The following is a 22,175-nucleotide window of genomic DNA, read 5'->3' on the forward strand; positions in this document are numbered from 1 at the left end:
CTCAGGAGCCGACGAGCGCCCGGTGCAGCACCGCGACCAGCTCGGACCGGGTGACGATCCCGGCGAGCCGGCCCGTCCCGTCGACGACGGGCAGGTGCCGCAGCCCGCGGTCGGCCATGAGCGCGACGAGCTCGGAGACCGGGGTGTCCTCGCCGACGGTCGTCACCGGGCTGCTCATCACCTGCGACACCGGCGTCAGCGCCACGACGTCGAGGTTGAACAGGTCGTACACCGTCACGATGCCGACCACGTGGCTCTCCGCGTCCACCACCGGCAGCGCCTTCACCGCGTGCTGGTTCATCAGCATCCGGGCGCGGTAGAGGGTCTCCTGCGGCTGCACCGTGCGCACGTCCCGGGCCATCAGCGCGCCGACGCGCAGCTGCCCGAGCCGGCGGTCCAGCGCGTGCGCCTCGGCGTCGCGGACCAGCGCCAGCACGTCCCCGGGCAGGACGTCGAGGCCCCGGTCCAGCCGCTGCATGGCCGCCCGCACGTCCTCGGCCCGCAGCCCGACCCGCTCGGTGGGCGGCGCGTCCGTCCCCGGGGCCGGCGCCGGCGGCTCGGGCACGTGCGGGTAGGGCCGGCCGGTGAGGTTGTTGACGACGGCGGCGACGGCGAGCAGCACGACCGTGTCGACGCCGACCGGCCACAGCGCGAACAGCCACCCGTGGTCGGCAACCGCGGACGTGCCGACGGCGGCGAACAACGCGCAGGCGCCGCCCGGCGGGTGCACGCAGCGCAGCACCATCATCAGCGGGATGGCCACCCCGACGGCGACCGCGGCGGCCAGCGTGACGTCGTCGAGCAACTTGCCGGCGGCGACCCCGACCAGCGTGGACAGCGTGTTCCCCATGAGCACCGGCCACGGCTGGGCCAGCGGGCTGGCGGGCGCGGCGAAGAGCAGGACGGCGGTGGCGCCCATCGGCGCGACGATCCACGGCAGCCCGGCCGGACCGCCCGGGACCAGCGACGCGCTCAGCCCCGCCAGCCCGATGCCGAGCAGCGCGCCGAGCCCGCCGCGGAGCACCTCCGACCGGCGGTAGCCCACCGGCCCCGGCCGCAGCCCGCCGATCCACGCCCGCCGGTCCACGCGCACGCCGCTCCTCCCCCGCGGGTGCCCGTGCCCGCCGCGGGCGGCACCCTACGCGGCGGGGTGCCGGATCAGGCCGGGCCGAAACGCCACCGGGTCTGACTGGCCGGGGAACGTGCGAAGCCGAACACCGTCACCGGCGCGACCCGGAACACGAACGCGCCGCCGTGGGGGTCGACGAACGCGCCGTCGGCCACCTCGAAGCGCCACTCCGGGCCGTGGTCGGCCTCCCACGCGGCGGCCAGCCCGCGCAGCCGGTCGTCGTCGGCGACCCGCTCGGCCACCCCCTCGACGACGACGTCGAGGCCGCCGCCGGCCGGGCTGCTCACCGTGAGCACCACGGCCGGGTTGGTCTCGAGGTTGCGGGCCTTGCGCTCGTGCGCGCCGGTGCAGAAGTGCAGGGCGCCGTCGCGCCAGACGGTCAGCAGCGGGGTGACGTGCGGGCGGCCGTCGGGCCGGACGGTGGAGATCCAGGTGATCTGCGCGCGGCGCAGCGCGTCCTCGGCCTCCTCCCAGGGGCGGGCGGACGCGCCGGGCTCGCCGTAGCGGACGTCGACGTCGGTGCGCGGGACGATCGTGGTCACGGCTCCTCCTCGGGGGTCCCTGTGCAGACCCCCGCGGCGCCCGGGACTCATCGCGCCCCGCCGTCGTCCCCGCCGTCGCCCCTGACGGCGCTCAGCCCGCGCGCAGCACCCGGGCGACCTCCGGCACCAGCGCGGCGAAGGCCTGGCCGCGGTGGCTGCGGGCGTCCTTCTCCGCGGGCTCGAGCTCGGCCGAGGTGAGCTCGAGGCCGTCGGGCACGAAGACGGGGTCGTAGCCGAAGCCGTGGGTGCCGCGCGGCTCGCGCACCACCCGCCCGCGCCACTGCCGCTCCAGCACCGCCTCGGCGCCGTCGGGGGTGACCAGCGCGGCCGCGCAGACGAACGCCGCGCCGCGCCGCTCGTCGGGGACGTCGCCGAGCTGGCCGAGCAGCAGCGCGGTGTTCGCGGCGTCGTCGCCGTGCCGGCCCGACCAGCGCGCCGAGAGCACGCCGGGCATGCCGTTGAGGGCGTCGACGGCGATCCCCGAGTCGTCGGCGACGGCCGGCAGCCCGGTGTACCGGACGGCCTCGCGGGCCTTGAGCAGGGCGTTCTCCGCGAAGGTCGCGCCGGTCTCGGGCGCCTCCGGGTACTCGGGGACGTCGCGCAGGCCGACCACCTCGACGCCGGGGACGGCGTCGGCGAGCAGCCGCTGCAGCTCGGCGAGCTTGCCGGCGTTGCGCGTGGCGAGGAGCAGGCGGGTGGTCATCGCTGCAGGGCCTCCTGCTGGATCCGGGTGAGCTCGGCGCAGCCGGCGACGGCGAGGTCGAGCAGCCGGTCGAGGGTGGGCCGGTCGAACACCGCGCCCTCGGCGGTGCCCTGCACCTCGACGAAGCCGCCCTCGCCGGTGCAGACGACGTTCATGTCGGTGCCGGCGCGGACGTCCTCCTCGTAGGCGAGGTCGAGCCGGGGCTCGCCGTCGACCACCCCGACGCTGACCGCCGCCACCGACTGCACGAGCGGCGCCTTCTTCCCGGCGAGCTTCTTCCGGTCGCCGAGCCAGGTGACGGCGTCGGCGAGGGCCACGTAGGCGCCGGTGATGGCCGCCGTCCGGGTGCCGCCGTCGGCCTGCAGGACGTCGCAGTCGAGGGCGATGCTGTTCTCGCCCAGGGCGCCGAGGTCGACGGCGGCGCGCAGCGAGCGGCCGATGAGCCGGCTGATCTCGTGGGTGCGGCCGCCGATCTTGCCGCGCACCGACTCGCGGTCGCCGCGGGTGTGGGTGGCGCGCGGGAGCATGGCGTACTCGGCGGTGACCCAGCCCAGGCCCGAGCCCTTGCGCCAGCGCGGGACGCCCTCGGTGACGCTGGCCGCGCACAGCACGCGGGTGCGGCCGAACTCGACGAGCACCGAGCCCTCGGCGTGGTCGAGCCAGTTGCGGGTGATCTTGACCGGGCGGAGCTGGTCGGCCGCGCGGCCGTCGGGGCGGGTCACGGGCCCCGACAGTAGTGCCGTCGAGGAGGGGGGCCCGGAGGGTCCCGCGACGAGGCGGCCGCCCGGCCGCCCGGCCGCCCGCCGGGCGAGATGCCAGGATCGCCCGGTGCGATCGGAGCTGCGGACGGTCCGGACCGGCGGGGTGCCCACGGTGGTGGACCTGACCGGGGAGTGCGAGGAGTTCGTGCGCGGGGAGGGCGACGGGCTGCTGCAGGTCTTCGTGCCGCACGCGACGGCGGGGCTGGCGATCATCGAGACCGGGTCGGGCAGCGACGACGACCTGCTCGCCCAGCTCGACGAGCTGCTCCCCCGGGACGACCGCTGGCGGCACCGGCACGGCAGCGCCGGCCACGGCCGCGACCACGTGCTGCCGGCGTTCGTGCCGCCGCACGCCACGGTGCCGGTGCTCGGCGGGCGGCTGCAGCTGGGCACCTGGCAGCGCATCTGCCTGGTCGACCCCAACCGCGACAACCCGCAACGGCAGGTGCGGCTGTCGTTCCTGCGGGGCTGACGCGCCCCTCCCCCCGCGGCGTCGGCAGGGCACGGCAGGATGCCGGTCATGAGCGAGACCGCGCCCGCACCCGTCCGCCTGGCGCCCGGTGACCCGGCGCCGGACTTCACGCTGCCCGACGCCGACGGCACCCCGGTCTCCCTCGCCGACCGCCGCGGCCGGCGGGTGATCGTCTACTGCTACCCGGCGGCGCTGACCCCCGGCTGCACCACGCAGGCGGTCGACTTCACCGCGGCGGCCGGCGACCTGGCCGAGGCGGGGCTGGACATCATCGGCATCTCGCCCGACCCGCCGGAGAAGCTGGCCCGCTTCCGGGAGCAGGAGGGCCTGGGCATCACGCTGGTCTCCGACCCGGACAAGACGGTGCTCGCCGCCTACGGCGCGTTCGGCACGAAGAAGCTGTACGGCAAGGAGGTGCAGGGCGTGATCCGCTCCACCTTCGTCGTCGACGCCGAGGGCCGGATCGAGCGGGCGGCGTACAACGTCAAGGCCACCGGGCACGTCGCGAAGCTGCGCCGCGACCTCGGGCTGGGCTGAGCCGGTCGTCCCGGCTCAGTCGCGCACCCCGAGCACGCCGGTCACCAGCGCGTCGATGACGGTGGTGGCCGCTTTGAGGTCGGGGTCGCGGGAGACCATGACGTCGGAGTAGAGGAACGACTCGCCCAGACGCACCACGGCGTAGGAGAGCAGCGGCAGCGCGATCTCCGGCGTCAGCCCCCGCTCCTCGACGTCGCGCTCGAACAGCGCGGTGTAGGCCTCGGCGAGCCGGGGCTGCACGCGGCCGCGGGGGTCGGTGAGCACCCGCAGCGCGGTGGTCGGCTCGTCGTCGATGAACCGGCGCAGCGACGGCGCGGTGCCGAGCACGTGGCGGAAGTCCTCGGCGATCGCCAGGCTGCGCAGCCGGCCGGGGGGCTCGGCGCCCCGGGGGCGGGCGTCGTGGGCCTCGGTCGCGCGGCGCAGGGTGCGCTCGGCGAGCCACCACATGGCCTCGCCGAGGATGGCGTCGCGGTTGCCGACGCGCCGGAAGAGCGTCACGCGGGAGATGCCGAGCTGCGCGGCGAGCGTCGTGGTGTCCAGGCGCTCGCCCGCCAGGAGGGTGCGCGCCGCCCGGTGGACGACCTCTTCCCTCGGCGCGATCACGGTCCGAGCCTAGGGGCCGGGCGAGCGGCGGGGACACGGCGCACGGCCGCCCCTCCCCCGGACGCGGGAGGGGCGGCCACCGTCGGAGGACGGTGGCCGCCCCGGGGGCGGTGCGCGGCCGGGTCAGACCGGGCAGGTGTTCCGGTAGTCGGAGACGTCCCCGAACGCCGAGACCGACGGGCCGGGGCAGATGAACTGCGAGTACCGGGTGTCTGTGTCGACGAACCGCTTGAGCCAGGCGATCGTGTTGGCCGCGATCACCGTGTTCGGGCTGTTGGGCGCGAAGTGGCTGGCGCCGTTGAGCTCGAGGTAGGCCCGCTCGGGCGCGTTGGTCAGCGAGTTGTAGAACGGGATCGAGTGGCTGCTGACCGGCGCGACGCTGTCGTTCTCGGCGCCGATGACCAGGGTGGGCGTGCGCACCTCGGGCCAGGTCTTGTCGGTGTTCCAGCCGGTCAGCGGGACGGCGGCCCGCAGCGTCGGCCGGTCCTTGGCCGCCTCGAGCGTGCCGCCACCGCCCATGGAGTGGCCGACGACGGCCAGGCGGTTGGCGTCGACCCGTGCGCGCACCGAGCTCGAGCGGGTCAGGTAGTCCAGCGCGGCCAGCAGCTGGTCACCGCGCGCGGAGGGCTGGTCGTAGCGGGAGTTGGTGTCGAAGACGATGACGACGAAGCCCTGCGAGGCCAGCCGCGGGCCGAGCCAGGCGACGGTCTCCCGGCCGGCGGTGTAGCCCGGCGAGATCGCGACGCCACCGAAGGTCCCCTGCGTGGTGGTCGTCGGGTAGTAGATCGTCGCCGCGCCGAAGCCCGGGGTGGAGAAGTCCGAGACGGTGGTCGACGTGCTGGCGAAGGGCCCGGTGGACGCGGAGATGCTCGCCTGCGTGGGCGCCGGCCCGCGCCACCAGGACTCGTCGGCGCTGGCCGGGGAGGCGCCGGCGACCACGGTCGCCAGGGCGGTGACGGTCGCCGCGACAGCGCCCGTCAGGAGACGTCGGATTCGCACGGAGGTCCTTTCGAGGAACCGCGGGCACGCAGCACCCACCGCGGGAGGGGACGGACCGCGTCGGCGCCGGGCCCACTCCGTGTGGTCTGCGTCACGCCTCTGCGTGACCGAAACGTAACGGGCCGGTCCGTCCGGCGGAAGGGGTCGCTGGAACATTTCTCCGGGATGTTCCACCCCGGGCGTGTCGCGTTCTCACCTGCGTCTTCGCCCGGCTGGCGGCATCAGGCCGTCCAGGTCCCGGGCCGCGGCTGACCGTACCGACCGCCGTCCCAGCCCGGGTCCCACGGGAACGAGCCGGGCGGGGAGGACCACGTCAGCTGCAGGGCGGGCACGGAGTACTCGGGCGGGCGGCGGTACCAGCGGTTCGCGCCGAAGAGGACCTCCCCGGGGTTCGGGCACTCCTCCACCACCAGGCCACCCCGCACGGCGGGCTCGTCGAGGAGCTCGCCCGGCACCAGGGACCGGCCGAGGACGACCTCGCCGGCGACCGCGTCGAGCAGCGCGTGCGTGGTGGTGGCGCCGAGCCCGACGACGACCAGCTCCGGGGAGCCCAGCCCGAACAGGCCGATCGTGTAGCCGAAGGCCGGCTCGCCCGGCTGGTCGCCGGGGCCCACGTACTGCACGGCGAAGCGGGAGCGGCGGATCACGGCGGCGAGGTGGGCGTCCTCCTGGTCGAGCCAGGCGGTGGTCTGCGGGTCGGACGTCATGCCGGAGAGCCTGCGTCCGGGCACCGACAGGACGGCCGGTCGTTCCCCCGGTCGTGGACGGCGGGCGCCCCTGTGGACGGCGGTGCCCAGAACGTCGGTGCCCGGATCGTCGGTGCCTCAGTCCCCCGCCGCCCCCTCCCCCGCCTGCCGCTTCGCCCGGGCCCGTCGCTTGCCCTCGTGCATCGCCTGGACCCGGGCGACCGGGATGGTGCGGCCCTCCGTGAGCAGGTCCGCCGGCAGTTCCTGCGGGTCGGGCAGCAGCGCCGTCCACGGGTCGCCGTCGCCCAGGAGGCCGGGCGCCGTCGTCACCGTGACGTCGCCGGGCCGGACGGCGGCCAGGTCCTCCCACGACACCGGCGCCGACACCGGCAGGCCGGGGCGGATCCGCGGGCTGTAGGCGGCCACGATCGTCGAGGAGCCCGAGCGCGTGGAGTCGAGGAAGACGCGGCCGTGCCGGTCCTCCCTGATGTAGGCGGTCGTCGCGACGTCCGGGTCGAGGGCGGCGGCCCGGGCGGCCAGCGCGCGGGTCGCGGCCGCCGCGTCCTCGGGCCCGACGCCGCGCACCGGCACCACGACGTGCACGCCCTTGGACCCGCTGGTCTTCACCGCCCCGGCCAGGCCCGCCGCCGCGAGCGCCTCGCGCACCAGGCCGGCGGCGGCCACCACGACGTCGAAGTCCGCGCCCTCCGGCGGGTCGAGGTCGAGCACGATGCCGGTCGGCGCGGTCTCCGCACCCGCCTGGAAGAAGGGGACGTGGAACTCCACGGCGCGCTGGTTGGCCAGCCACAGCAGCGTGCGGCGGTCGTCGCAGAGCACCTGGTGCACCTCGCGGTGCGCACCGGAGGACCAGACCGGCACGGTGCGCACCCAGTCCGGGGCCCCCTTGGCCACGTTGCGCTGCATGAACGGCTCCTGGCCCGGCCGCACCCGCTTGATCGACAGCGGCCGCCCGGCCAGCTGCGGCACGATCCGGTCGGCGAAGCGGTCCAGGTGGTCGACCAGGTCGCCCTTGGTCACCTCCAGCCCGTCACCGAGGGGCTGATCGAGGCTGGTCAGCCGGACCCCGTCGCGCTCCTCGTCGGCCACCGGGCCACCGTGCCCGCCGGGCGCGCGGCGGGCAAGCGCTCAGACGAGGTAGGTGGCGCCCGGCCGGGCCAGCTCGGCGGCGGGGAACACCGCCTGCGCCGCGGCGAGCTGCGCGGCCGGGTCGACCCAGGCCGGCACGTGCGTCACCAGGAGCCGGCGCACCCCGGCGGCGGCCGCCGCCTCGCCGGCCTGCCGGCCGGTCAGGTGCAGGTCCGGCGGCAGGTCGTCGCGCTCGGGGTGGGCCGCCTCGGCGAGCAGCACGTCGGCATCCCGCGCGAGGTCGACCACCGCCGCGCTCGGCCCGGTGTCGCCGGTGTAGACCAGCGAGGACCCGTGCGCGGTCAGCCGGATGGCGTGGCACTCGGCGGGATGCGCGGTGCGCGCCGTCCGCACCTCGAACGGCCCGAGGACGGCGGAGACCGGGGTGACGGCGAAGTCGAAGACGTCGGTCAGCGGGGCGCCGTCGGCGTCGTGGGCCTGCGCCAGGCGCCGGTCGGCGCCGGCGGGCGCGATGAGCGGCACCCGGCGGCGCGAGGAGCGGCCGGACCAGCGGTGCCACACGACCATCGGCGCGACGTCCAGGCAGTGGTCGGCGTGCAGGTGGGTGAGGTAGACGGCGTCGATCGTGTCCGGGTCCGCCAGCGCCTGCAGGGCGCCGAACGCGCCGTTGCCGAGGTCGAGCAGCACCCGGAACCCGTCGTGCTCGACGAGGTAGCAGGAGGCCGCCGAGGTCGGCCCGGGGCCGCTGCCGGAGCAGCCGACGACCGTGAGCCTCACGGCGTCAGGCTAACGACCGCGCTCAGCGGGCGTGCAGGACGGCGTCGGCCGGGACGGTCAGGACGCCGTCGGCCCAGGTGACGCCGGACAGGTCGGCGACGACGACGTCCGCCTCGCCGGTGGCGAGCGCCCGCTCGCCGATGCCGAGCACGCGCGCCCCGGCGGCGCGGCTGGCGGCGATCCCGGCCGGGCTGTCCTCGACGACGACGGTCTCCCCCGGCGGCACCCCGAGCAGGCGGGCGCCGAGCAGGTACCCCTCGGGGTCGGGCTTGCCGGTGCGCACGTCGCGGCCGGTCACCATCGCGCCGGGCAGCGGCAGACCCGCCGCGCGCAGCCGGGCGCCGGCCAGGTCGGGGGTGCCGGAGGTGACCACGGCCCACACGGCCGGCGGCAGGGCTGCCAGCAGCTCGGCGGCGCCGGCGACGGCCGGGACCGTGTGGGCGTCCTCGAGCTCGTAGCGGTCGATCAACGCGGTAGCGGCGTCCCGCCGGTCGGCGGCGACCAGGTCGGCGACGGTGTCGGCGGCGCGGCGGCCGTGCACCACGGCCATGACCGCGACCGGGTCGAGGCCCTGCTCGAGCGCCCAGCGCGACCACGACGTCGTGACGGCGTCGTCGGAGTCGACCAGGACCCCGTCGTTGTCGAAGAGCAGTCCGCGGGCGGGCAGCGCGACGCTCACGCCCAGAGCTGGCCCTCGAGCGCGGAGGTGGCCTCCTCCAGGGTGCCCGCGTAGGCGCCGGTGGACAGGTACTTCCACCCGCCGTCGCAGACGATGAACACGATGTCGGCCCGGCGGCCCGCGGCCACCTCGCGGTCGGCGACGCCGAGCGCGGCGTGTAGGATCGCGCCGGTCGAGATGCCGGCGAAGATCCCCTCGCGCTCGACGAGCTGCCGGGTGCGGTGGATGGCGTCGTCGGGGCCGACGGAGAAGCGCGAGTCGAGCAGCTCGGGGTCGTAGAGCTCGGGGATGAACCCCTCGTCGATGTTGCGCAGCCCGTAGACGAGCTCGCCGTAGCGCGGCTCGGCGGCGATCACCTGGACGCCGGGCTTGTGCTCGCGGAAGTAGCGCGAGCAGCCCATGAGCGTGCCGGTGGTTCCCAGCCCCGCGACGAAGTGGGTGATCGACGGCAGGTCGGCGAGGATCTCCGGCCCGGTGCCGGTGTAGTGCGCCTCGGCGTTGGCCGGGTTGCCGTACTGGTAGAGCATCACCCAGTCGTCGTGCTCGGCGGCCAGCTCCTTGGCCATGGCCACGGCCTGGTTGGAGCCGCCCGCGGCCGGCGAGCTGATGATCTGCGCGCCGTACATCTGCAGCAGCTGCCGGCGCTCCACCGAGGTGTTCTCCGGCATCACGCAGATGAGCTTGTAACCGCGCTGCCGGGCCACCATCGCCAGCGAGATCCCGGTGTTCCCGCTGGTCGGCTCGAGGATGGTGTCGCCGGGCCGGAGCTCTCCCGCCTTCTCCGCCGCCTCGATCATCGAGATGGCGGCCCGGTCCTTGATCGACCCGGTCGGGTTGTGGTCCTCGAGCTTGGCCCACAGCCGCACGTCGGACGTCGGCGACAGGTTGGGCAGCCCGACCAGCGGGGTGCCGCCGAGCGAGTCGACGAGGGAGGCGAAGCGGGCCATGCGGAGCTCTTCCGGGAGGAGGGGCGGGTCGGGGTGGGCGGCGTCAGCAGCCGCCGGCGACCGCCGGGAGGATCGTCACCTGGTCGCCGTCCTTGACGGCGGTGTCGAGCGCGCCGGTGAAGCGCACGTCCTCGTCGTTGACGTAGACGTTCACGAAGCGGTGCAGCTTGCCCTCCTCGGTCACCAGGCGGCCCTTGATGCCGGGGTGCTTGGCGTCGAGGTCGTCGACGAGCGCGGCCAGGGTGTCCCCGCTGCCCTCGACGGTCTTGTTGCCGCCGGTGTGGGTGCGCAGGATGGTCGGGATCCGGACCTCGATGGCCATGGCGTGCGGTTCTCCTCGGGAGGGTGGGGACGTGCGGGGACGCCTCGGGGGCGTGGCTTGCCAGGGGGAACGCCGGTCCGCCGCGGGGGATTCCGTGCCCCGCGGCACAGCGACGGGCCGGTCGCCGCTCAGTCGTAGACGACGGTGGTCGGCGAGTGGCCGAACAGGTAGGACTCGACGACCTCGACGTCCTCCTCGTTCACCTCGCCGTCGACGATCCGGAAGCTGCGGAACTCGACCTCGTCGCCCTCGAGCCCGGTGCGGTTCCCGTGCTCCCGCGTGGAGACGAGCACGTAGTGCGCGTTCGGCTCGGAGGCGTAGCTGACGTCGGTGCGCGACGGGTGCGCCTCGGTGGCGGTGTGCGAGTGGTAGATCACCACCGGCTCCTCGTCCCGGTCGTCCATCTCCCGGTACAGGCGCAGCAGGTCGGCCGAGTCGAACTCGTAGAACGTCGGCGACCGGGCGGCGTTGAGCATCGGGATGAACCGCTCGGGACGGTCGCTGCCCTCGGGACCGGCGACGACGCCACAGGCCTCGTCCGGGTGGTCCTCCCGGGCGTGGGCCACGATGGCGTCGTAGGTCGCGCGGTCGATGCGCAGCACGGGCCCAGTCTAGGTGGCGCCCTCCCGGCACCGGGACGACGGTCGCCCGACCGGGGCCGGACACCGCGCCGATGCCCACCGGATACGGTGCGGACCCGTGGCGGTCGAGCTGTTCATGGTGGCGGGGGTGCTCGCCGTCGCGCTCCCCGCCCTGTGGCTCGGCCTGCGCGGGCTGACCCGCCGGAGCGGGCACTACAGCAGCGACGTCACCGCCGACCGGGTGTCGCTGGCGCTGCTGGTCGCCGTCCGCTCCCTGACGCTGCTGCTCGTGCTGGCGCTGTCGGCCGTCGTGCTCGTCTCCGCCGTCGGTGCGGTGGTGCGCGACCTCGAGCTGCCGAGCCTGGTGCCGGTCTTCTTCGTGCTGGACCTGCTGCTCGCGGCGCTGGTGCTGCTCACCTTCGGGCGTCGCGTGCGGCGGCGACCGCGTCGACCAGCGACCCCTGCAGCCCGGTGAGCCAGTAGTAGACGGACAGCTGCTGGCCCTCCTCGCCGGCCGGGTCCTCCGGCGGCTCGGTCTCCTCGGTGATCCCGATCCGCTCGCCGAGCGCGAGCCGCAGGTCGTTGGTGGTGCGCAGCCAGGCGCCGGCCTGGTCGGGGTCCAGGCGCACCTCTCCCCCGCCTGCGGGCAGCGAGGCCCGGACGGCGGCGAGGTCGTCGGTCTTGCCGCCGCGCAGCGCCGTCTCGGTGAGCTCGCGGTAGTCGGCGGCCAGCGCGGGGTCGCTGCGGTGCCCGGCCGGGAACAGGCGGGCCAGCACCGGGTCGCCGTCGACGTCGTCGGGGTCGGCGGTCAGCAGCTGCTCGAGCTGGTCGAGCAGCATCCCGAGCACCCCGGACTCGGCGGGCTCGAGGCGGGCGACGACGTCGCTGCCCCTGCGGCGGAACGGCCTCATGCGTCCTTCTGGTAGGTGGCCCACAGGCCGTAGGCGTGCAGCCGGCTGGTGTCGTGCTCCATCCGCTCGCGCGGGCCGGAGCTGACCACGGCCTTGCCGTCGTTGTGCACCTGCAGCATGAGCGTGGTCGCCGTCGGCTCGTCGTAGCCGAACAGCTCCCGCAGCACGTGCGTCACGTAGGTCATGAGGTTGACGGGGTCGTTCCAGACGATGGTCACCCACGGGCGGTCGAGGTCCTCGACCTCCTCCACCGTGGGATCGGGCGTCCGTGTCGGCGCGAGCGGTCCGGCCACGCGACCACTCTAGGACGGCGGCCTCCCCGGTCCCCGCGGGTGCGCCCCCGGCGGCCGACCTAGGGTCGGGATCATGCCGACGGGTCCCGCGCTCCTCACCGACCGGTACGAGCTGACGATGGTCGCCGCCGCGCTCGCCGACGGCACCGCCGACCGCGACTGCGTCTTCGAGGTCTTCTCCCGCCGGCTGCCGCACGGCCGCCGCTACGGCGTCGTGGCCGGCACCGGCCGGCTGCTGGAGCAGCTGCCGGCCTTCCGCTTCGGCGACGAGGAGCTGGCCACCCTGCGCGAGCAGGGCCTGACCGACGCCCGGCTGCTGGACTGGCTGGCCGACTTCCGGTTCACCGGCGACGTCGACGGCTACGCCGAGGGCGAGTTCTTCTTCCCCCACTCCCCCGTGCTCACCGTGCGCGCGCCCTTCGCCCAGGGCGTGCTGCTGGAGACCCTGGTGCTGTCGGTGCTCAACCACGACAGCGCGATCGCCTCCGCGGCCGCCCGGATGGTCGGCGCGGCCTGCGAGCGGCCGTGCATCGAGATGGGCTCGCGGCGCACCCACGAGCAGGCCGCCGTCGCCGCCGCCCGGGCCGCGCACCTGGTCGGCTTCGTGGCCAGCTCCAACCTGGAGGCCGGCCGGCGCTACGGCGTCCCGACGACGGGCACCAGCGCGCACGCCTTCACGCTCCTGCACGACGACGAGGCCGCCGCCTTCCGCGCGCAGGTCGACACCCTCGGCGTCGGCACCACGCTGCTGGTGGACACCTACGACGTCGTGCAGGGCATCCGCACCGCCGTCGAGGTGGCCGGGCCGGGGCTCGGCGCGATCCGGCTGGACTCCGGCGACCTGCCCACCCTGGCCACCGCCGCCCGCCGCCAGCTCGACGAGCTCGGCGCCGCGGGGACGAAGATCATCGTGACCAGCGACCTCGACGAGTTCGCCATCTCGGGGCTGATGGCCGCGCCGGTCGACGGCTACGGCGTCGGCACCTCGCTGGTCACCGGCTCCGGCGCCCCGACGGCCGGGATGGTCTACAAGCTGGTCGAGCGCGACGGCGTGCCGGTGGCCAAGCGCTCGGAGGGCAAGAACTCCACGGGCGGGCGCAAGTCCGCCGTCCGCCGGCACGACGCCGACGGCACCGCCGTCGCCGAGCTGGTGACCGCCGGGCCGGTCGAGCCGCGCGACGGCGACCGCTCGCTCGTGGTGCCGCTCGTGCGCGGCGGCGAGGTGGTGTCCCCGGCCTCGCCCGCGGAGGCGCTCGCCGCGGCCGCGGAGCACCACCGGCGGGTGCGGGAGGCGCTGCCGGCCGAGGCATGGGCGCTGTCCCGCGGGGAACCGGCCCTGGAGACGGCAACGGCGTGAGGGTGGCGGCACGAGGGTGGCGGCATGAGGGAGGTCCGGCGGTGACGCGCGCACTGGTGGTCGTGGACGTGCAGAACGACTTCTGCGAGGGGGGCAGCCTGGCGGTGGCCGGCGGCGCGGCGGTGGCGGAGGCGGTGACCGCCCACGTGCGCGCCGGCGGCTACGACCACGTCGTCGCCACCCGCGACCACCACGTCGACCCGGGCGGCCACTTCGCCGAGCAGCCGGACTACCTGGAGACGTGGCCGGCGCACTGCGTCGTCGGCACCGGCGGGGTGGAGCTGCACCCGGCGCTGGACCGCGAGCCGATCGAGGCGGTCTTCGACAAGGGCGAGTACGCCGCCGCCTACTCCGGCTTCGAGGGAAGCGCCGACGGGGTGCCGCTCGCCGACTGGCTGCGCGGGCACGGCGTGGACGCCGTCGACGTCGTCGGCATCGCCACCGACCACTGCGTGCGGGCCACCGCGCTCGACGCCGTCGCGGAGGGCTTCGCCACCCGCGTGCTGCTGCACCTGACGGCCGGCGTCGCCGAGGGGTCGACCGCGGCGGCCCTCGACCAGCTCCGCACCGCCGGCGTCGAGCTCGAGGGGAGCGTGCACCGCCCCTGAGGCGGGTCACCAGGGAGGTGAGCCGCCCCTGCGGAGGACGGCGGACCGGTCGCGGGGCCGGAGGATCCCGACCGGGACGACGTGACGGGGCTCAGCTCAGGCTGGGAACGGCACCTGGCCGCGGTGGAGGCCGGTAGGCCGACGGAGAGTACAGATCACAGACTCTCCAGCACCTCGTCCCTCGTGAAGCCGAGGACCTGCAGGACGGCGTCGAGGTAGGGCTGGTTGAGCGCGGTGTGCGCCTGCTCGCGCACCACCGGCTTGGCGTTGAAGGCGATGCCGAGGCCCGCGGCGTTGAGCATGTCGAGGTCGTTGGCGCCGTCGCCGACGGCCACGGTCTGCTCCAGCGGGATGCCGTGCTCGCCGGCGAAGCGGGCCAGCGCGCGGGCCTTGCCGGCGCGGTCGACGATCTCCCCGACGAGGCCGCCGGTGAGGCGCCCGTCGGCCACCGCGAGGGTGTTGGCCGCGGCGAAGTCCAGGCCGAGCGAGGCGGCCAGCGGGTCGGTGATCTGGGTGAAGCCGCCGCTCACGATGCCGCAGCGGAAGCCGTGCCGCTGCAGCGTGCGGATGAGGGTGCGGGCACCGGGGGTCAGCTCGAGGTGCTCGCGGACCTCGTCGAGCACCTCGACCGGCAGGCCGGCCAGCGTGGCCACGCGGGCGCGCAGCGACTCGGCGAAGTCGAGCTCGCCGTTCATGGCGGCGGCGGTGATGCGCGCGACCTCGGCGGCCCGCCCGGCGCGGGCGGCCAGCTCGTCGATGACCTCGCCGCGCACGAGCGTGGAGTCGACGTCGAGGACGATCAGCCGCTTGCTGCGCCGGGCCAGGCCCACGGGCTCGACGGCGAGGTCGGCGCCGGTCGCGGTGGCGACGGCGGCGAGCGCGGTGCGCAGCGCGGTGGCCTCGGCGCCGGAGACGGTCAGCTCGAGGGCCGTGACGGGGTGGTCCGACAGCCGCCGGATCGCGTCGATGTTGCCCCCCACGCCGGCGATGGCGGTGGCGGCGCCCGCGACGGCCGACGGCGGCACCGGGCGGCCGAGCAGGGTCACGTGGTGGGCGCGGCCGGACACCGCGGCCCGCCGGTCCGACGCCGACTCGACCGCGACCCGCACGCCGGTGGCGGCCTCGACGCCGTCGGCCAGCGTGGCGAGCGCGGTCAGGAAGGCGTCCTCGTCGACCGGCCCGTCCGCGGGCAGCGCCCCGACGACGACGCCGAGCACGAGGTGCCCGTGCACGACGACCTGCTCGACGTCGACCACCTCGAGCGGCGGCACGCCGGCGTCCCCGGCCAGCGCGCCGAACAGGCGGGCGGTGACCCCGGGCCGGTCGGCGCCGGTGACCGTGAGCAGCGCGCGCGGTCCGTCGCTGGGGCTGTCCGGCCGGACGCGGGGCGTGGGGTCGAGCGGCACGGCGGTCATCGTGCCGCACCCCGCTCCGGAGCCTGGGCGGTGGTCCCGCGGAACGCCGACGCCCCGCCGGCCGGAGCCGACGGGGCGTCGTGACGTGCGATCGCGGTGGCCGTCAGCGAACGGCCGGGCGGATCAGAACGGGTCGGGGTCGTTCGGACCCTGACGCGGGCCGGTGCCGTTGGCGAGCTCGCTGACCCCGCCGTAGGGCTCGTGCCGCTTGCCGACGTGCGCCTCGGCGTGCAGCCGCTCGATGAGGTGCGGGTAGTGCGCCTCGAACGCCGGGCGCTCCGACCGGATCCGCGGGATCTCGGTGAAGTTGTGCCGCGGCGGCGGCGAGGAGGTGGCCCACTCGAGCGAGTTGCCGTGGCCCCACGGGTCGTCGCGCAGCGCGAGCCGGCCGTACTTCCACGACTTGGCCACGTTGTAGAAGAACGGGATGGTCGAGGCGCCGAGGACGAACGAGCCGATCGTCGAGATGACGTGCAGCGTCGTGAAGCCGTCGGTGGGCAGGTAGTCGACGTACCGGCGCGGCATGCCCTGGGTGCCCAGCCAGTGCTGGACCAGGAACGTGGCGTGGAAGCCGATGAACGTCAGCCAGAAGTGCAGCTTGCCCAGCCGCTCGTCCATCATCCGGCCGGACATCTTCGGGAACCAGAAGTAGATGCCCGCGTAGGCGGCGAACACCACGGTGCCGAAGACGACGTAGTGGAAGTGGGCGACGACGAAGTAGCTGTCGTTGACGTGCCAGTCCAGCGGCGGGCTGGCCAGCAGGACGCCGGTCAGGCCACCGAGGAGGAAGGTGACGAGGAAGCCGATCGAGAACAGCATCGGCGTCTCGAACGTCAGCTGGCCGCGCCACATGGTGCCGATCCAGTTGAAGAACTTGATGCCGGTGGGGACCGCGATCAGGTAGGTCAGGAACGCGAAGAACGGCAGCAGGACCGCGCCGGTGGCGTACATGTGGTGCGCCCACACCGTCAGCGACAGGCCACCGATGAGCAGCGTCGCGCCGACCATGCCCTTGTAGCCGAACAGCGGCTTGCGGCTGAACACCGGGATGACCTCGGTGATGATGCCGAAGAACGGCAGGGCGATGATGTAGACCTCGGGGTGGCCGAAGAACCAGAAGAGGTGCTGCCACAGCATCGCGCCGCCGTTCTCGTCGGAGAAGACGAGTGCACCGAGCTGGCGGTCGGCCAGCAGCGCGAGCAGCGCGGCGGTGAGGATCGGGAAGGCCAGCAGCACCAGCAGGCTGGTGACCAGCGTGTTCCAGGTGAAGATCGGCATCCGGAACAGGGTCATGCCCGGCGCCCGCAGGCAGACGATCGTGGCGGTGAAGTTGACCGCGCCGAGGATGGTGCCCAGACCCGAGACGGCCAGACCCACGATCCACAGGTTCGCGCCGGCACCCGGGCTGTGGACCACGTCGGACAGCGGGGTGTAGGCGTACCAGCCGAAGTCGGCCGCGCCGCCCGGCGTGAAGAAGCCGGAGATGAGGATCAGGCCACCGAAGAGGAACAGCCAGTAGGAGAAGGCGTTCAGCCGCGGGAACGCGACGTCGGGGGCACCGATCTGCAGCGGCATGATCAGGTTCGAGAACGCGAAGAACAGCGGCGTCGCGAACATCAGCAGCATGATCGTGCCGTGCATCGTGACGAGCTGGTTGTACTGCTCGGGCGAGAGGAACTGCAGCCCGGGCTGGCCGAGCTCACCGCGGATCAGCATGGCCATGAAGCCACCCACGATGAACCAGGCGAACGAGGTGGCCATGTACATCAGGCCGATGGTCTTGTGGTCCGTGGTCCGCAGCAGGTTCGAGAGCCGCGCACCCCGCTGGACCTCGCGAGCCGGGCTGGGCCGGCTCACGATCGGTGCAGGCGCGATCGTCACGGCCGCAGCTTAGACCGACTCGGCGGGACACGTCCGGCCCGCCCGGGCAGGCGCGCCGCCGCCCGCGGCACCCCTCCGGCGCGACGCAGGGTCACATCATGATCACGATGGTTTCCGCCCTGCTCAGGCCGGGAACAAGAACGTCCGGCTCTGGAGATCCCAGGCCCCGGCCACCAAGGCCACCTGCTCGGGAGGTCCACCGTGGAGATCCTCTGGAACATCATCGTGCTGATCGTGGTCGGCGCCATCGCCGGCTTCATCGCCCGCGCCGTCGTCCCCGGCAAGCAGTCCATGAGCGTCGGGATGACGATCGTCCTCGGCGTCATCGGCTCGTTCGTCGGCAACCTGCTCGGCAGCCTGCTCAGCGGACGCGGCTTCGAGATCGGCACCGCCGGGATCATCGGCTCGATCATCGGCGCCATCGTGGTGCTCCTGGTCTACGTCTTCGCCACGCGCGGACGGGCCCGCGGCACGCGCGTCTGACCCGGTGACGGCCCCCTGCGGGGCCTGATCCGATCGCGCCGGAGGGGCCCGGCCACGTCGGCCGGGCCCCTCCGGCGCGTCCGGGGTCAGACGGTCTGGTCAGGCGGTCCAGGTGGTGACGTCGACGGCGAGGGTCACCCGGACCCGCGGCGGCAGCCCCGCCAGCCGCCCGGCGAGCTCCCCCGGCGCGAGGTGGCGGGCGTGCGGCCCCATGCCGACGACGGCGGCCACCGCGCGGGAGTCGAGCTCCAGCTCCTCCCGGTGCGCCGCCGCGCCCGCGGGCCGCAGGTGCGGCTCCAGCGATCCCGACAGGCGCGCCGCCTTGTCCGGGTCGACGCGCAGCAGCCCGAGCGGGCCCACCAGCTCGGCGAGGTGGTCGGGTGCCGGGGTGGCCACCACCAGCCGCCCGCCGGGGCGCAGCACCCGCGCCGTCTCCGGGCCGTTGCGCGGCGCGAAGACGACCATCGCCCGGTCGACCGCGCCGTCGCGAACCGGCAGCCGCGCCCAGGTGTCGGCGACGACGGCCATCGCGCGCGGCGAGATCCCGGCCGCCCGGCGCGCGGCGTACCGCGAGGAGTCGAGCACCACGCCGACCGCCTCCGGCAGCGCGTCGAGCACGCCCGCGAGGTGGTGGCCCGTGCCGCCGCCCAGGTCGAGCACGGACCCGACCGGCCCCTCCCCCGCCGCCACCGCGGTGGCGAGCGCGGCGGTCAGCCCGGCGTAGGTGCCCGCGGCGAGCACCTCCGCCCGGTCGGCGACCATCCCGGCGCTGTCGCCCGACGGCGGCGTGTGCCCCGGCGGCAGCAGCGTGACGTGGCCCTGCCGGGCGCGGTCGAAGGAGTGGCCGGCCGGGCAGCGCAGGCCGGTGTCGGCGGGCAGGGCCGCCAGCGGCGCGCCGCACACGGGGCAGGCCAGCAGCCCCACCGCGCGCGGCGGCCAGGACCGGCGGCTCACCGGGCCGCCGCCGTCGCGGGCAGTGCGGGCGGGGGCGGGGCCTCGGCGGCCCGCCCGGGGACCACGGCGACGGCGGCGAGCGCGGCGGCCGCGCCGACCGCGAAGGCCGCCCAGTAGCCGGGCCCGCCGTCGACGAGCAGCGCCGCGGCCGGGACGGTCAGCGCCGCCGCCAGGTTCTGCACGGTGTTGTGCGCGCCGAGCGCCCGCCCGGCCCAGGCGCTGCCGGCCTGCTCGGCCACCGAGGTGAAGGCCACGCCGTTGGGGCTGACCGCGGCGACCGCGGCGACGGCCACCGCCCCGGCCGCGACCACGGGGCCGAGGACGCCGGGGGTGAGCGCGGCGACGACGGCGAGCACCCCCACGACGACGGCGACCGCCGCGGCCACCCGGCGCAGCGGCCCGAGCCGGCTGCCCACGCGGTCGGACCACGTGCCCGCGCCCAGCCGCGCGGCCACCCCGCCGGCCTGCGAGGCGGCCAGCAGCGTGCCGGCGCCGGCCGCGCTCCAGCCGCCGTCGCGCACCAGCCAGTCGAAGGCGAGCCCCGCGACGGCGAACTGCGGCACCACGAGCAGGGTGCTCGCCGCGTGCACCCGCCACAGCATCGGGCCGCGGTAGGGCGAGGCGGGCCGCGGGGCACCGGGGGCGCGCGGCGGGCGGGCGGGGTCGCGCACCAGCACGCCGACGAGCACCGCCGTCGCCGCGCAGCCCGCCGCGAGCAGGGCGAAGGCACCGCCGGGACCGTCGCCGGCCAGCCGCGGCAGCAGCAGCCCGGCCAGGCCCACGCCCAGCGGCTGCCCGGCCTGGCGGATGCCCATCGCCAGGCCACGCTGCTCGGGCGGGAACCAGCCGAGCACGAGGCGGCCACTGGCGGCGTGCACCGAGGCGCTGCCGCCGCCGGCCACCAGCAGCCAGAGGCCGGTGGCGAGGGCGCCGTCGGCCAGGGCCGCGCCCGTGAGCGCGCCGGCGGCCACGGCCAGGCCGGCGCTGAGCACGAGCCGCTCGCCGTACCGGTCGGCCAGCGCTCCCCAGAGGAGCAGGGTGCAGACCAGCCCCGCGGTCGGGGCGCTGACGAGCAGGCCGACCTGCGGCAGCGTCAGTCCCTCGGCGCGCAGCGCGACGGTGAGGAAGGGCAGGCCGTTCTGCGCCGCGCAGGCGGCGACCAGCCCGGTGAGGCCGACGCCGAGGTGGCGCCAGCGGGCGCGGGGCGGGGCGGCGGCGGGCTCGGCGGCCGGCGCCGTCACCGCGGGACGGGGTGGAACGTGACCCCGGTCAGCGCGCCGGCGTCGGCGACCGCGGTCACGAAGGTGCCGTGCGGCTGGCGGCGGCGGTCGGTGGGCGAGCCGGGGTTGACCAGCCGGAGGCCCGACGGCATCCCCCCGCTCGGCGCCACGGTGTCCCACGGGATGTGGCTGTGGCCGAAGAACAGGACGTCGGTGTCCGGGAACCGCGCGGCGCAGCGGCGCTCGCGCCCCGTGGCGGCCCCGGTCTCGTGGACGACGGCGATCCGCAGCCCCTCCACCTCGGCGCGGGCGACCTCCGGCAGCCGCTCGCGCAGCGGGCCGTGGTCGTTGTTGCCGTGCACGGCCAGCAGCCGGCGGGAGCGGGCCTCGAGGAGGTCGAGCAGGGCCACGTCGACCCAGTCGCCGGCGTGCACCACGAGGTCGGCGGCGTCGATGGCGGCCCAGAGGGAATGAGGTAGGTCACGCGCACGCTTGGGCAGGTGCGTGTCGGCGGTCACCACCAGCGAAACGGCCACGACGACATGGTCGCAGGGGGTTAGTTTGCCTCGCGGCCGATGACCTCGGCCGCTCCCCGCACGAGTCCCCGAGGACCTCCATGACCCACCCGTCGTCCCCCTCCGCAGAGCCGGTCACCCCGGCGTCGGAGCCCTACGAGAAGCGCTGGCTGGCGCTGGGCGTCATCGCGATGACCGTCCTGCTGGTCATCCTCGACGCCACGATCGTCAACATCGCGCTGCCCGCCGTGTCGGCCGACCTGGGCATCAGCGCGGCCACGCAGCAGTGGATCGTCACGGCCTACACCCTCACCTTCGGCGGCTTCCTGCTCCTCGGCGGCCGCATCGCCGACTTCTGGGGCCGCAAGCGCACCTACCTGGTCGGCGCCGCGGGCTTCGCCATCGCCTCGGCCCTCGGCGGCATCGCCCAGAACGAGGGCATGCTCTTTGCCGCCCGCGCGCTGCAGGGCGTCTTCGGCGCGCTGCTCGCGCCCGCGTCGCTGGCCCTGCTGACCGTCCTGTTCACCGACCCGAAGGAGCGGGCCAAGGCCTTCGGCGTCTACGGCGCGATCGCCGGCGGCGGCTCGGCCGTCGGCCTGCTGCTCGGCGGCGTCCTCACCGAGTACGCCGACTGGCGCTGGTGCTTCTGGGTCAACCTGCCGGTGGCGCTGCTCGCCGTCGTCCTGGCCATCCCGATCGTGCCGGAGAGCAAGGCGCCCGGGGACACGAAGTACGACATCCCCGGGGCGGTGCTCATCACCCTCGGCCTCGCCGCGATCGTCTACGGCTTCACCCGGGTCGCCGAGGCGTCGCAGACCAACGCCGGCGAGGCGCAGGCCGCCAACGGCCAGATCGCCGCGCAGGGCGGCCGGGACTTCGTGACGCCGGCCAGCGGCTGGACCGACGGCCTCGCGTGGGTGTTCATCGTGGGCGGGCTGGTGCTGGTGGCGCTGTTCGTGCTGCTGGAGCTGCGCACCCGCAACCCGCTGCTGCCGATGCGCATCGTCCTCGACCGCAACCGCGGCGGCGCCTACCTCACCTCGACGCTGGTCGGCGCCGGGCTGATCGGGGCGTTCTTCTTCCTGAGCCTGTACTTCCAGCAGGTGCTCGGCTACGAGCCCGTCGTCGCGGGCGCCGCCTCGCTGCCCACCACGCTGGGCGTGTTCATCTCGGCCGGCGCGGCGAGCGCCCTGGTGCCGCGGGTCGGCCCGAAGCCGCTCATGGTGCTCGGCGGGCTGCTGGCCGCGGCAGGGCTGTTCACCATGTCGTTCCTCGGCGTCGACAGCGGCTTCTGGGCCCTGGCGTTCCCGGGCCAGCTGCTGCTGGGCCTGGGTCTTGGCTTCACCTTCGTGCCGCTGTCGAACCTCGCGCTGGTGGGTGCCGGCGAGCACGACGCCGGGGCCGCGAGCGCGATGCTCAACGCCACGCAGCAGGTGGGCGCCTCGATCGGCACCGCCGTCCTGGCCTCGCTGTCGGTCGGCGCGATCAGCGCCTACTCGGCCGACGTGCTGGCCTCGCCGACGCCGCAGGACCCCGCGGCCGTCGCGCTGCAGGCGCAGGTGGAGGGCTATACGACCGCCTTCACCTGGGCCGCCGCGCTGCTGGTGCTCGGCGCCGTCGCCGCGGCGCTGCTCATCAAGGCGACCAAGGACGACCTGCCCGCCGGGGACGCGCCCGTCCACGTCGGCTGAGG

General features: G+C 75.4%; 27 protein-coding genes. 7 read left to right on the top strand and 20 right to left on the bottom strand.

Annotated elements, in window-relative coordinates; all coding sequences use genetic code 11:
* Position 1: 1 nt before the first annotated feature.
* From WA616_RS08450 to rph, 4 genes are all read right to left on the bottom strand, one after another.
* Positions 2–1,093, bottom strand: a complete 1,092-nt coding sequence (locus tag WA616_RS08450; protein WP_336028899.1) for an HPP family protein — start codon at positions 1,091–1,093, stop codon at positions 2–4.
* 65 nt (positions 1,094–1,158) lie between these two features.
* A complete protein-coding gene (locus WA616_RS08455) occupies positions 1,159–1,671 on the bottom strand; it encodes a pyridoxamine 5'-phosphate oxidase family protein (protein ID WP_336028900.1) in 513 nt (170 codons plus the stop codon).
* A gap of 91 nt (positions 1,672–1,762) precedes the next feature.
* A complete protein-coding gene (rdgB, locus tag WA616_RS08460; RefSeq protein ID WP_073419031.1) occupies positions 1,763–2,374 on the bottom strand; it encodes an RdgB/HAM1 family non-canonical purine NTP pyrophosphatase in 612 nt (203 codons plus the stop codon).
* On the bottom strand, positions 2,371–3,096 hold the full coding sequence (gene rph / locus WA616_RS08465; protein ID WP_336028903.1) for a ribonuclease PH: 726 nt from the start codon (positions 3,094–3,096) through the stop codon (positions 2,371–2,373). The genes rdgB and rph overlap by 4 nt, the downstream gene beginning before the upstream one ends.
* Positions 3,097–3,202: 106 nt before the next feature.
* Here rph and WA616_RS08470 point away from each other — a divergent pair, with 106 nt between their 5' ends.
* Positions 3,203–3,607, top strand: coding sequence for a YjbQ family protein (locus WA616_RS08470; RefSeq protein WP_336028905.1), 405 nt, complete (start codon positions 3,203–3,205; stop codon positions 3,605–3,607).
* A 48-nt stretch (positions 3,608–3,655) separates the two neighbouring features.
* On the top strand, positions 3,656–4,144 hold the full coding sequence (gene bcp, locus WA616_RS08475) for a thioredoxin-dependent thiol peroxidase (protein WP_336028906.1): 489 nt from the start codon (positions 3,656–3,658) through the stop codon (positions 4,142–4,144).
* 15 nt (positions 4,145–4,159) lie between these two features.
* Here the strand turns inward: bcp and WA616_RS08480 are convergent, their stop codons facing one another.
* The 9 genes from WA616_RS08480 to WA616_RS08520 all read right to left on the bottom strand — a co-directional run bounded on the left by WA616_RS08480 (position 4,160) and on the right by WA616_RS08520 (position 10,866).
* Positions 4,160–4,747: a QsdR family transcriptional regulator gene (locus WA616_RS08480; RefSeq protein ID WP_336028908.1), complete on the bottom strand. Its 588-nt coding sequence runs from the start codon at positions 4,745–4,747 to the stop codon at positions 4,160–4,162.
* Positions 4,748–4,870: 123 nt separating this feature from the next.
* Positions 4,871–5,746: an alpha/beta hydrolase family protein gene (locus WA616_RS08485; RefSeq protein ID WP_336028910.1), complete on the bottom strand. Its 876-nt coding sequence runs from the start codon at positions 5,744–5,746 to the stop codon at positions 4,871–4,873.
* Between the two features lie 221 nt (positions 5,747–5,967).
* Entirely contained in the window at positions 5,968–6,453 is a 486-nt protein-coding gene (locus WA616_RS08490; RefSeq protein WP_336028912.1) for a DUF4262 domain-containing protein, read from the bottom strand.
* A gap of 117 nt (positions 6,454–6,570) precedes the next feature.
* Positions 6,571–7,539, bottom strand: a complete 969-nt coding sequence (locus WA616_RS08495; protein ID WP_336028913.1) for a DNA polymerase domain-containing protein — start codon at positions 7,537–7,539, stop codon at positions 6,571–6,573.
* 39 nt (positions 7,540–7,578) lie between these two features.
* Positions 7,579–8,316 carry an MBL fold metallo-hydrolase gene (locus WA616_RS08500; RefSeq protein ID WP_336028914.1) on the bottom strand — a complete coding sequence of 246 codons (738 nt, stop codon included), beginning with the start codon at positions 8,314–8,316 and terminating at the stop codon, positions 7,579–7,581.
* Between the two features lie 22 nt (positions 8,317–8,338).
* Positions 8,339–8,995, bottom strand: coding sequence for an HAD-IA family hydrolase (locus WA616_RS08505; RefSeq protein WP_336028915.1), 657 nt, complete (start codon positions 8,993–8,995; stop codon positions 8,339–8,341).
* Positions 8,992–9,942 (bottom strand): PLP-dependent cysteine synthase family protein, encoded by a 951-nt coding sequence (locus WA616_RS08510; RefSeq protein WP_336028916.1) that lies wholly within the window; start codon positions 9,940–9,942, stop codon positions 8,992–8,994. Before WA616_RS08510 ends, WA616_RS08505 begins: the two co-directional genes overlap by 4 nt.
* Before the next feature lie 43 nt (positions 9,943–9,985).
* Positions 9,986–10,264 carry a MoaD/ThiS family protein gene (locus WA616_RS08515; RefSeq protein WP_073419023.1) on the bottom strand — a complete coding sequence of 93 codons (279 nt, stop codon included), beginning with the start codon at positions 10,262–10,264 and terminating at the stop codon, positions 9,986–9,988.
* A 128-nt stretch (positions 10,265–10,392) separates the two neighbouring features.
* The gene (locus WA616_RS08520) at positions 10,393–10,866 is read right to left on the bottom strand and encodes a M67 family metallopeptidase (protein WP_336028917.1); all 474 of its coding nucleotides are present in this window, start codon (positions 10,864–10,866) and stop codon (positions 10,393–10,395) included.
* A 97-nt stretch (positions 10,867–10,963) separates the two neighbouring features.
* Between WA616_RS08520 and WA616_RS08525 the strand changes: the two genes are divergently transcribed.
* Positions 10,964–11,320: a hypothetical protein gene (locus WA616_RS08525; protein WP_336028919.1), complete on the top strand. Its 357-nt coding sequence runs from the start codon at positions 10,964–10,966 to the stop codon at positions 11,318–11,320.
* On the opposite strand, the gene WA616_RS08530 is transcribed toward WA616_RS08525, so the two are convergent.
* Together WA616_RS08530 and clpS are read right to left on the bottom strand one after the other, a co-directional pair.
* Positions 11,259–11,756 (bottom strand): DUF2017 family protein, encoded by a 498-nt coding sequence (locus WA616_RS08530; protein WP_336028920.1) that lies wholly within the window; start codon positions 11,754–11,756, stop codon positions 11,259–11,261. The genes WA616_RS08525 and WA616_RS08530 overlap by 62 nt on opposite strands.
* Entirely contained in the window at positions 11,753–12,049 is a 297-nt protein-coding gene (gene clpS / locus WA616_RS08535) for an ATP-dependent Clp protease adapter ClpS (RefSeq protein WP_073419019.1), read from the bottom strand. The genes WA616_RS08530 and clpS overlap by 4 nt, the downstream gene beginning before the upstream one ends.
* A 73-nt stretch (positions 12,050–12,122) precedes the next feature.
* Here clpS and WA616_RS08540 point away from each other — a divergent pair, with 73 nt between their 5' ends.
* Together WA616_RS08540 and WA616_RS08545 are read left to right on the top strand one after the other, a co-directional pair.
* On the top strand, positions 12,123–13,406 hold the full coding sequence (locus tag WA616_RS08540) for a nicotinate phosphoribosyltransferase (RefSeq protein ID WP_336028921.1): 1,284 nt from the start codon (positions 12,123–12,125) through the stop codon (positions 13,404–13,406).
* Positions 13,407–13,447: 41 nt separating this feature from the next.
* The gene (locus tag WA616_RS08545; protein WP_336028922.1) at positions 13,448–14,014 is read left to right on the top strand and encodes an isochorismatase family protein; all 567 of its coding nucleotides are present in this window, start codon (positions 13,448–13,450) and stop codon (positions 14,012–14,014) included.
* Between the two features lie 155 nt (positions 14,015–14,169).
* Here the strand turns inward: WA616_RS08545 and serB are convergent, their stop codons facing one another.
* Positions 14,170–15,420: a phosphoserine phosphatase SerB gene (serB, locus tag WA616_RS08550; protein WP_336028923.1), complete on the bottom strand. Its 1,251-nt coding sequence runs from the start codon at positions 15,418–15,420 to the stop codon at positions 14,170–14,172.
* 132 nt (positions 15,421–15,552) lie between these two features.
* Positions 15,553–17,310, bottom strand: coding sequence for an aa3-type cytochrome oxidase subunit I (gene ctaD, locus WA616_RS08555; RefSeq protein ID WP_336028925.1), 1,758 nt, complete (start codon positions 17,308–17,310; stop codon positions 15,553–15,555).
* Positions 17,311–17,511: 201 nt separating this feature from the next.
* Between ctaD and WA616_RS08560 the strand changes: the two genes are divergently transcribed.
* Positions 17,512–17,793, top strand: a complete 282-nt coding sequence (locus WA616_RS08560) for a GlsB/YeaQ/YmgE family stress response membrane protein (RefSeq protein ID WP_336028927.1) — start codon at positions 17,512–17,514, stop codon at positions 17,791–17,793.
* A 99-nt stretch (positions 17,794–17,892) separates the two neighbouring features.
* On the opposite strand, the gene WA616_RS08565 is transcribed toward WA616_RS08560, so the two are convergent.
* Genes WA616_RS08565 through WA616_RS08575 form a run of 3 tightly spaced genes read right to left on the bottom strand, consistent with a single transcriptional unit; the run spans position 17,893 to position 20,503 of the window.
* A complete protein-coding gene (locus WA616_RS08565; RefSeq protein ID WP_442901988.1) occupies positions 17,893–18,717 on the bottom strand; it encodes a putative RNA methyltransferase in 825 nt (274 codons plus the stop codon).
* Between the two features lie 26 nt (positions 18,718–18,743).
* Entirely contained in the window at positions 18,744–19,988 is a 1,245-nt protein-coding gene (locus tag WA616_RS08570) for an MFS transporter (protein WP_336028930.1), read from the bottom strand.
* Positions 19,985–20,503 (bottom strand): metallophosphoesterase family protein, encoded by a 519-nt coding sequence (locus WA616_RS08575; RefSeq protein WP_336028932.1) that lies wholly within the window; start codon positions 20,501–20,503, stop codon positions 19,985–19,987. The genes WA616_RS08570 and WA616_RS08575 overlap by 4 nt, the downstream gene beginning before the upstream one ends.
* Positions 20,504–20,583: 80 nt before the next feature.
* Here WA616_RS08575 and WA616_RS08580 point away from each other — a divergent pair, with 80 nt between their 5' ends.
* Complete coding sequence (locus WA616_RS08580; RefSeq protein ID WP_336028933.1) at positions 20,584–22,173, top strand: MFS transporter; 1,590 nt, start codon at positions 20,584–20,586, stop codon at positions 22,171–22,173.
* Positions 22,174–22,175 lie beyond the last annotated feature (2 nt).

Source organism: Geodermatophilus sp. FMUSA9-8 (genome assembly GCF_037034165.1).
In the GTDB taxonomy this organism is placed as follows: Bacteria; Actinomycetota; Actinomycetes; order Mycobacteriales; family Geodermatophilaceae; genus Geodermatophilus; species Geodermatophilus nigrescens.

Excerpts from the sequence above, each read along its gene's own strand:
- rdgB (WP_073419031.1), bottom strand. The coding sequence starts at position 2,374 with ATGACCACCCGCCTGCTCCTCGCCACGCGCAACGCCGGCAAGCTCGCC.
- bcp (WP_336028906.1), top strand. The coding sequence starts at position 3,656 with ATGAGCGAGACCGCGCCCGCACCCGTCCGCCTGGCGCCCGGTGACCCG.
- WA616_RS08490 (WP_336028912.1), bottom strand. The coding sequence starts at position 6,453 with ATGACGTCCGACCCGCAGACCACCGCCTGGCTCGACCAGGAGGACGCC.
- WA616_RS08510 (WP_336028916.1), bottom strand. The coding sequence starts at position 9,942 with ATGGCCCGCTTCGCCTCCCTCGTCGACTCGCTCGGCGGCACCCCGCTG.
- WA616_RS08515 (WP_073419023.1), bottom strand. The coding sequence starts at position 10,264 with ATGGCCATCGAGGTCCGGATCCCGACCATCCTGCGCACCCACACCGGC.
- WA616_RS08530 (WP_336028920.1), bottom strand. The coding sequence starts at position 11,756 with ATGAGGCCGTTCCGCCGCAGGGGCAGCGACGTCGTCGCCCGCCTCGAG.
- WA616_RS08540 (WP_336028921.1), top strand. The coding sequence starts at position 12,123 with ATGCCGACGGGTCCCGCGCTCCTCACCGACCGGTACGAGCTGACGATG.
- WA616_RS08580 (WP_336028933.1), top strand. The coding sequence starts at position 20,584 with ATGACCCACCCGTCGTCCCCCTCCGCAGAGCCGGTCACCCCGGCGTCG.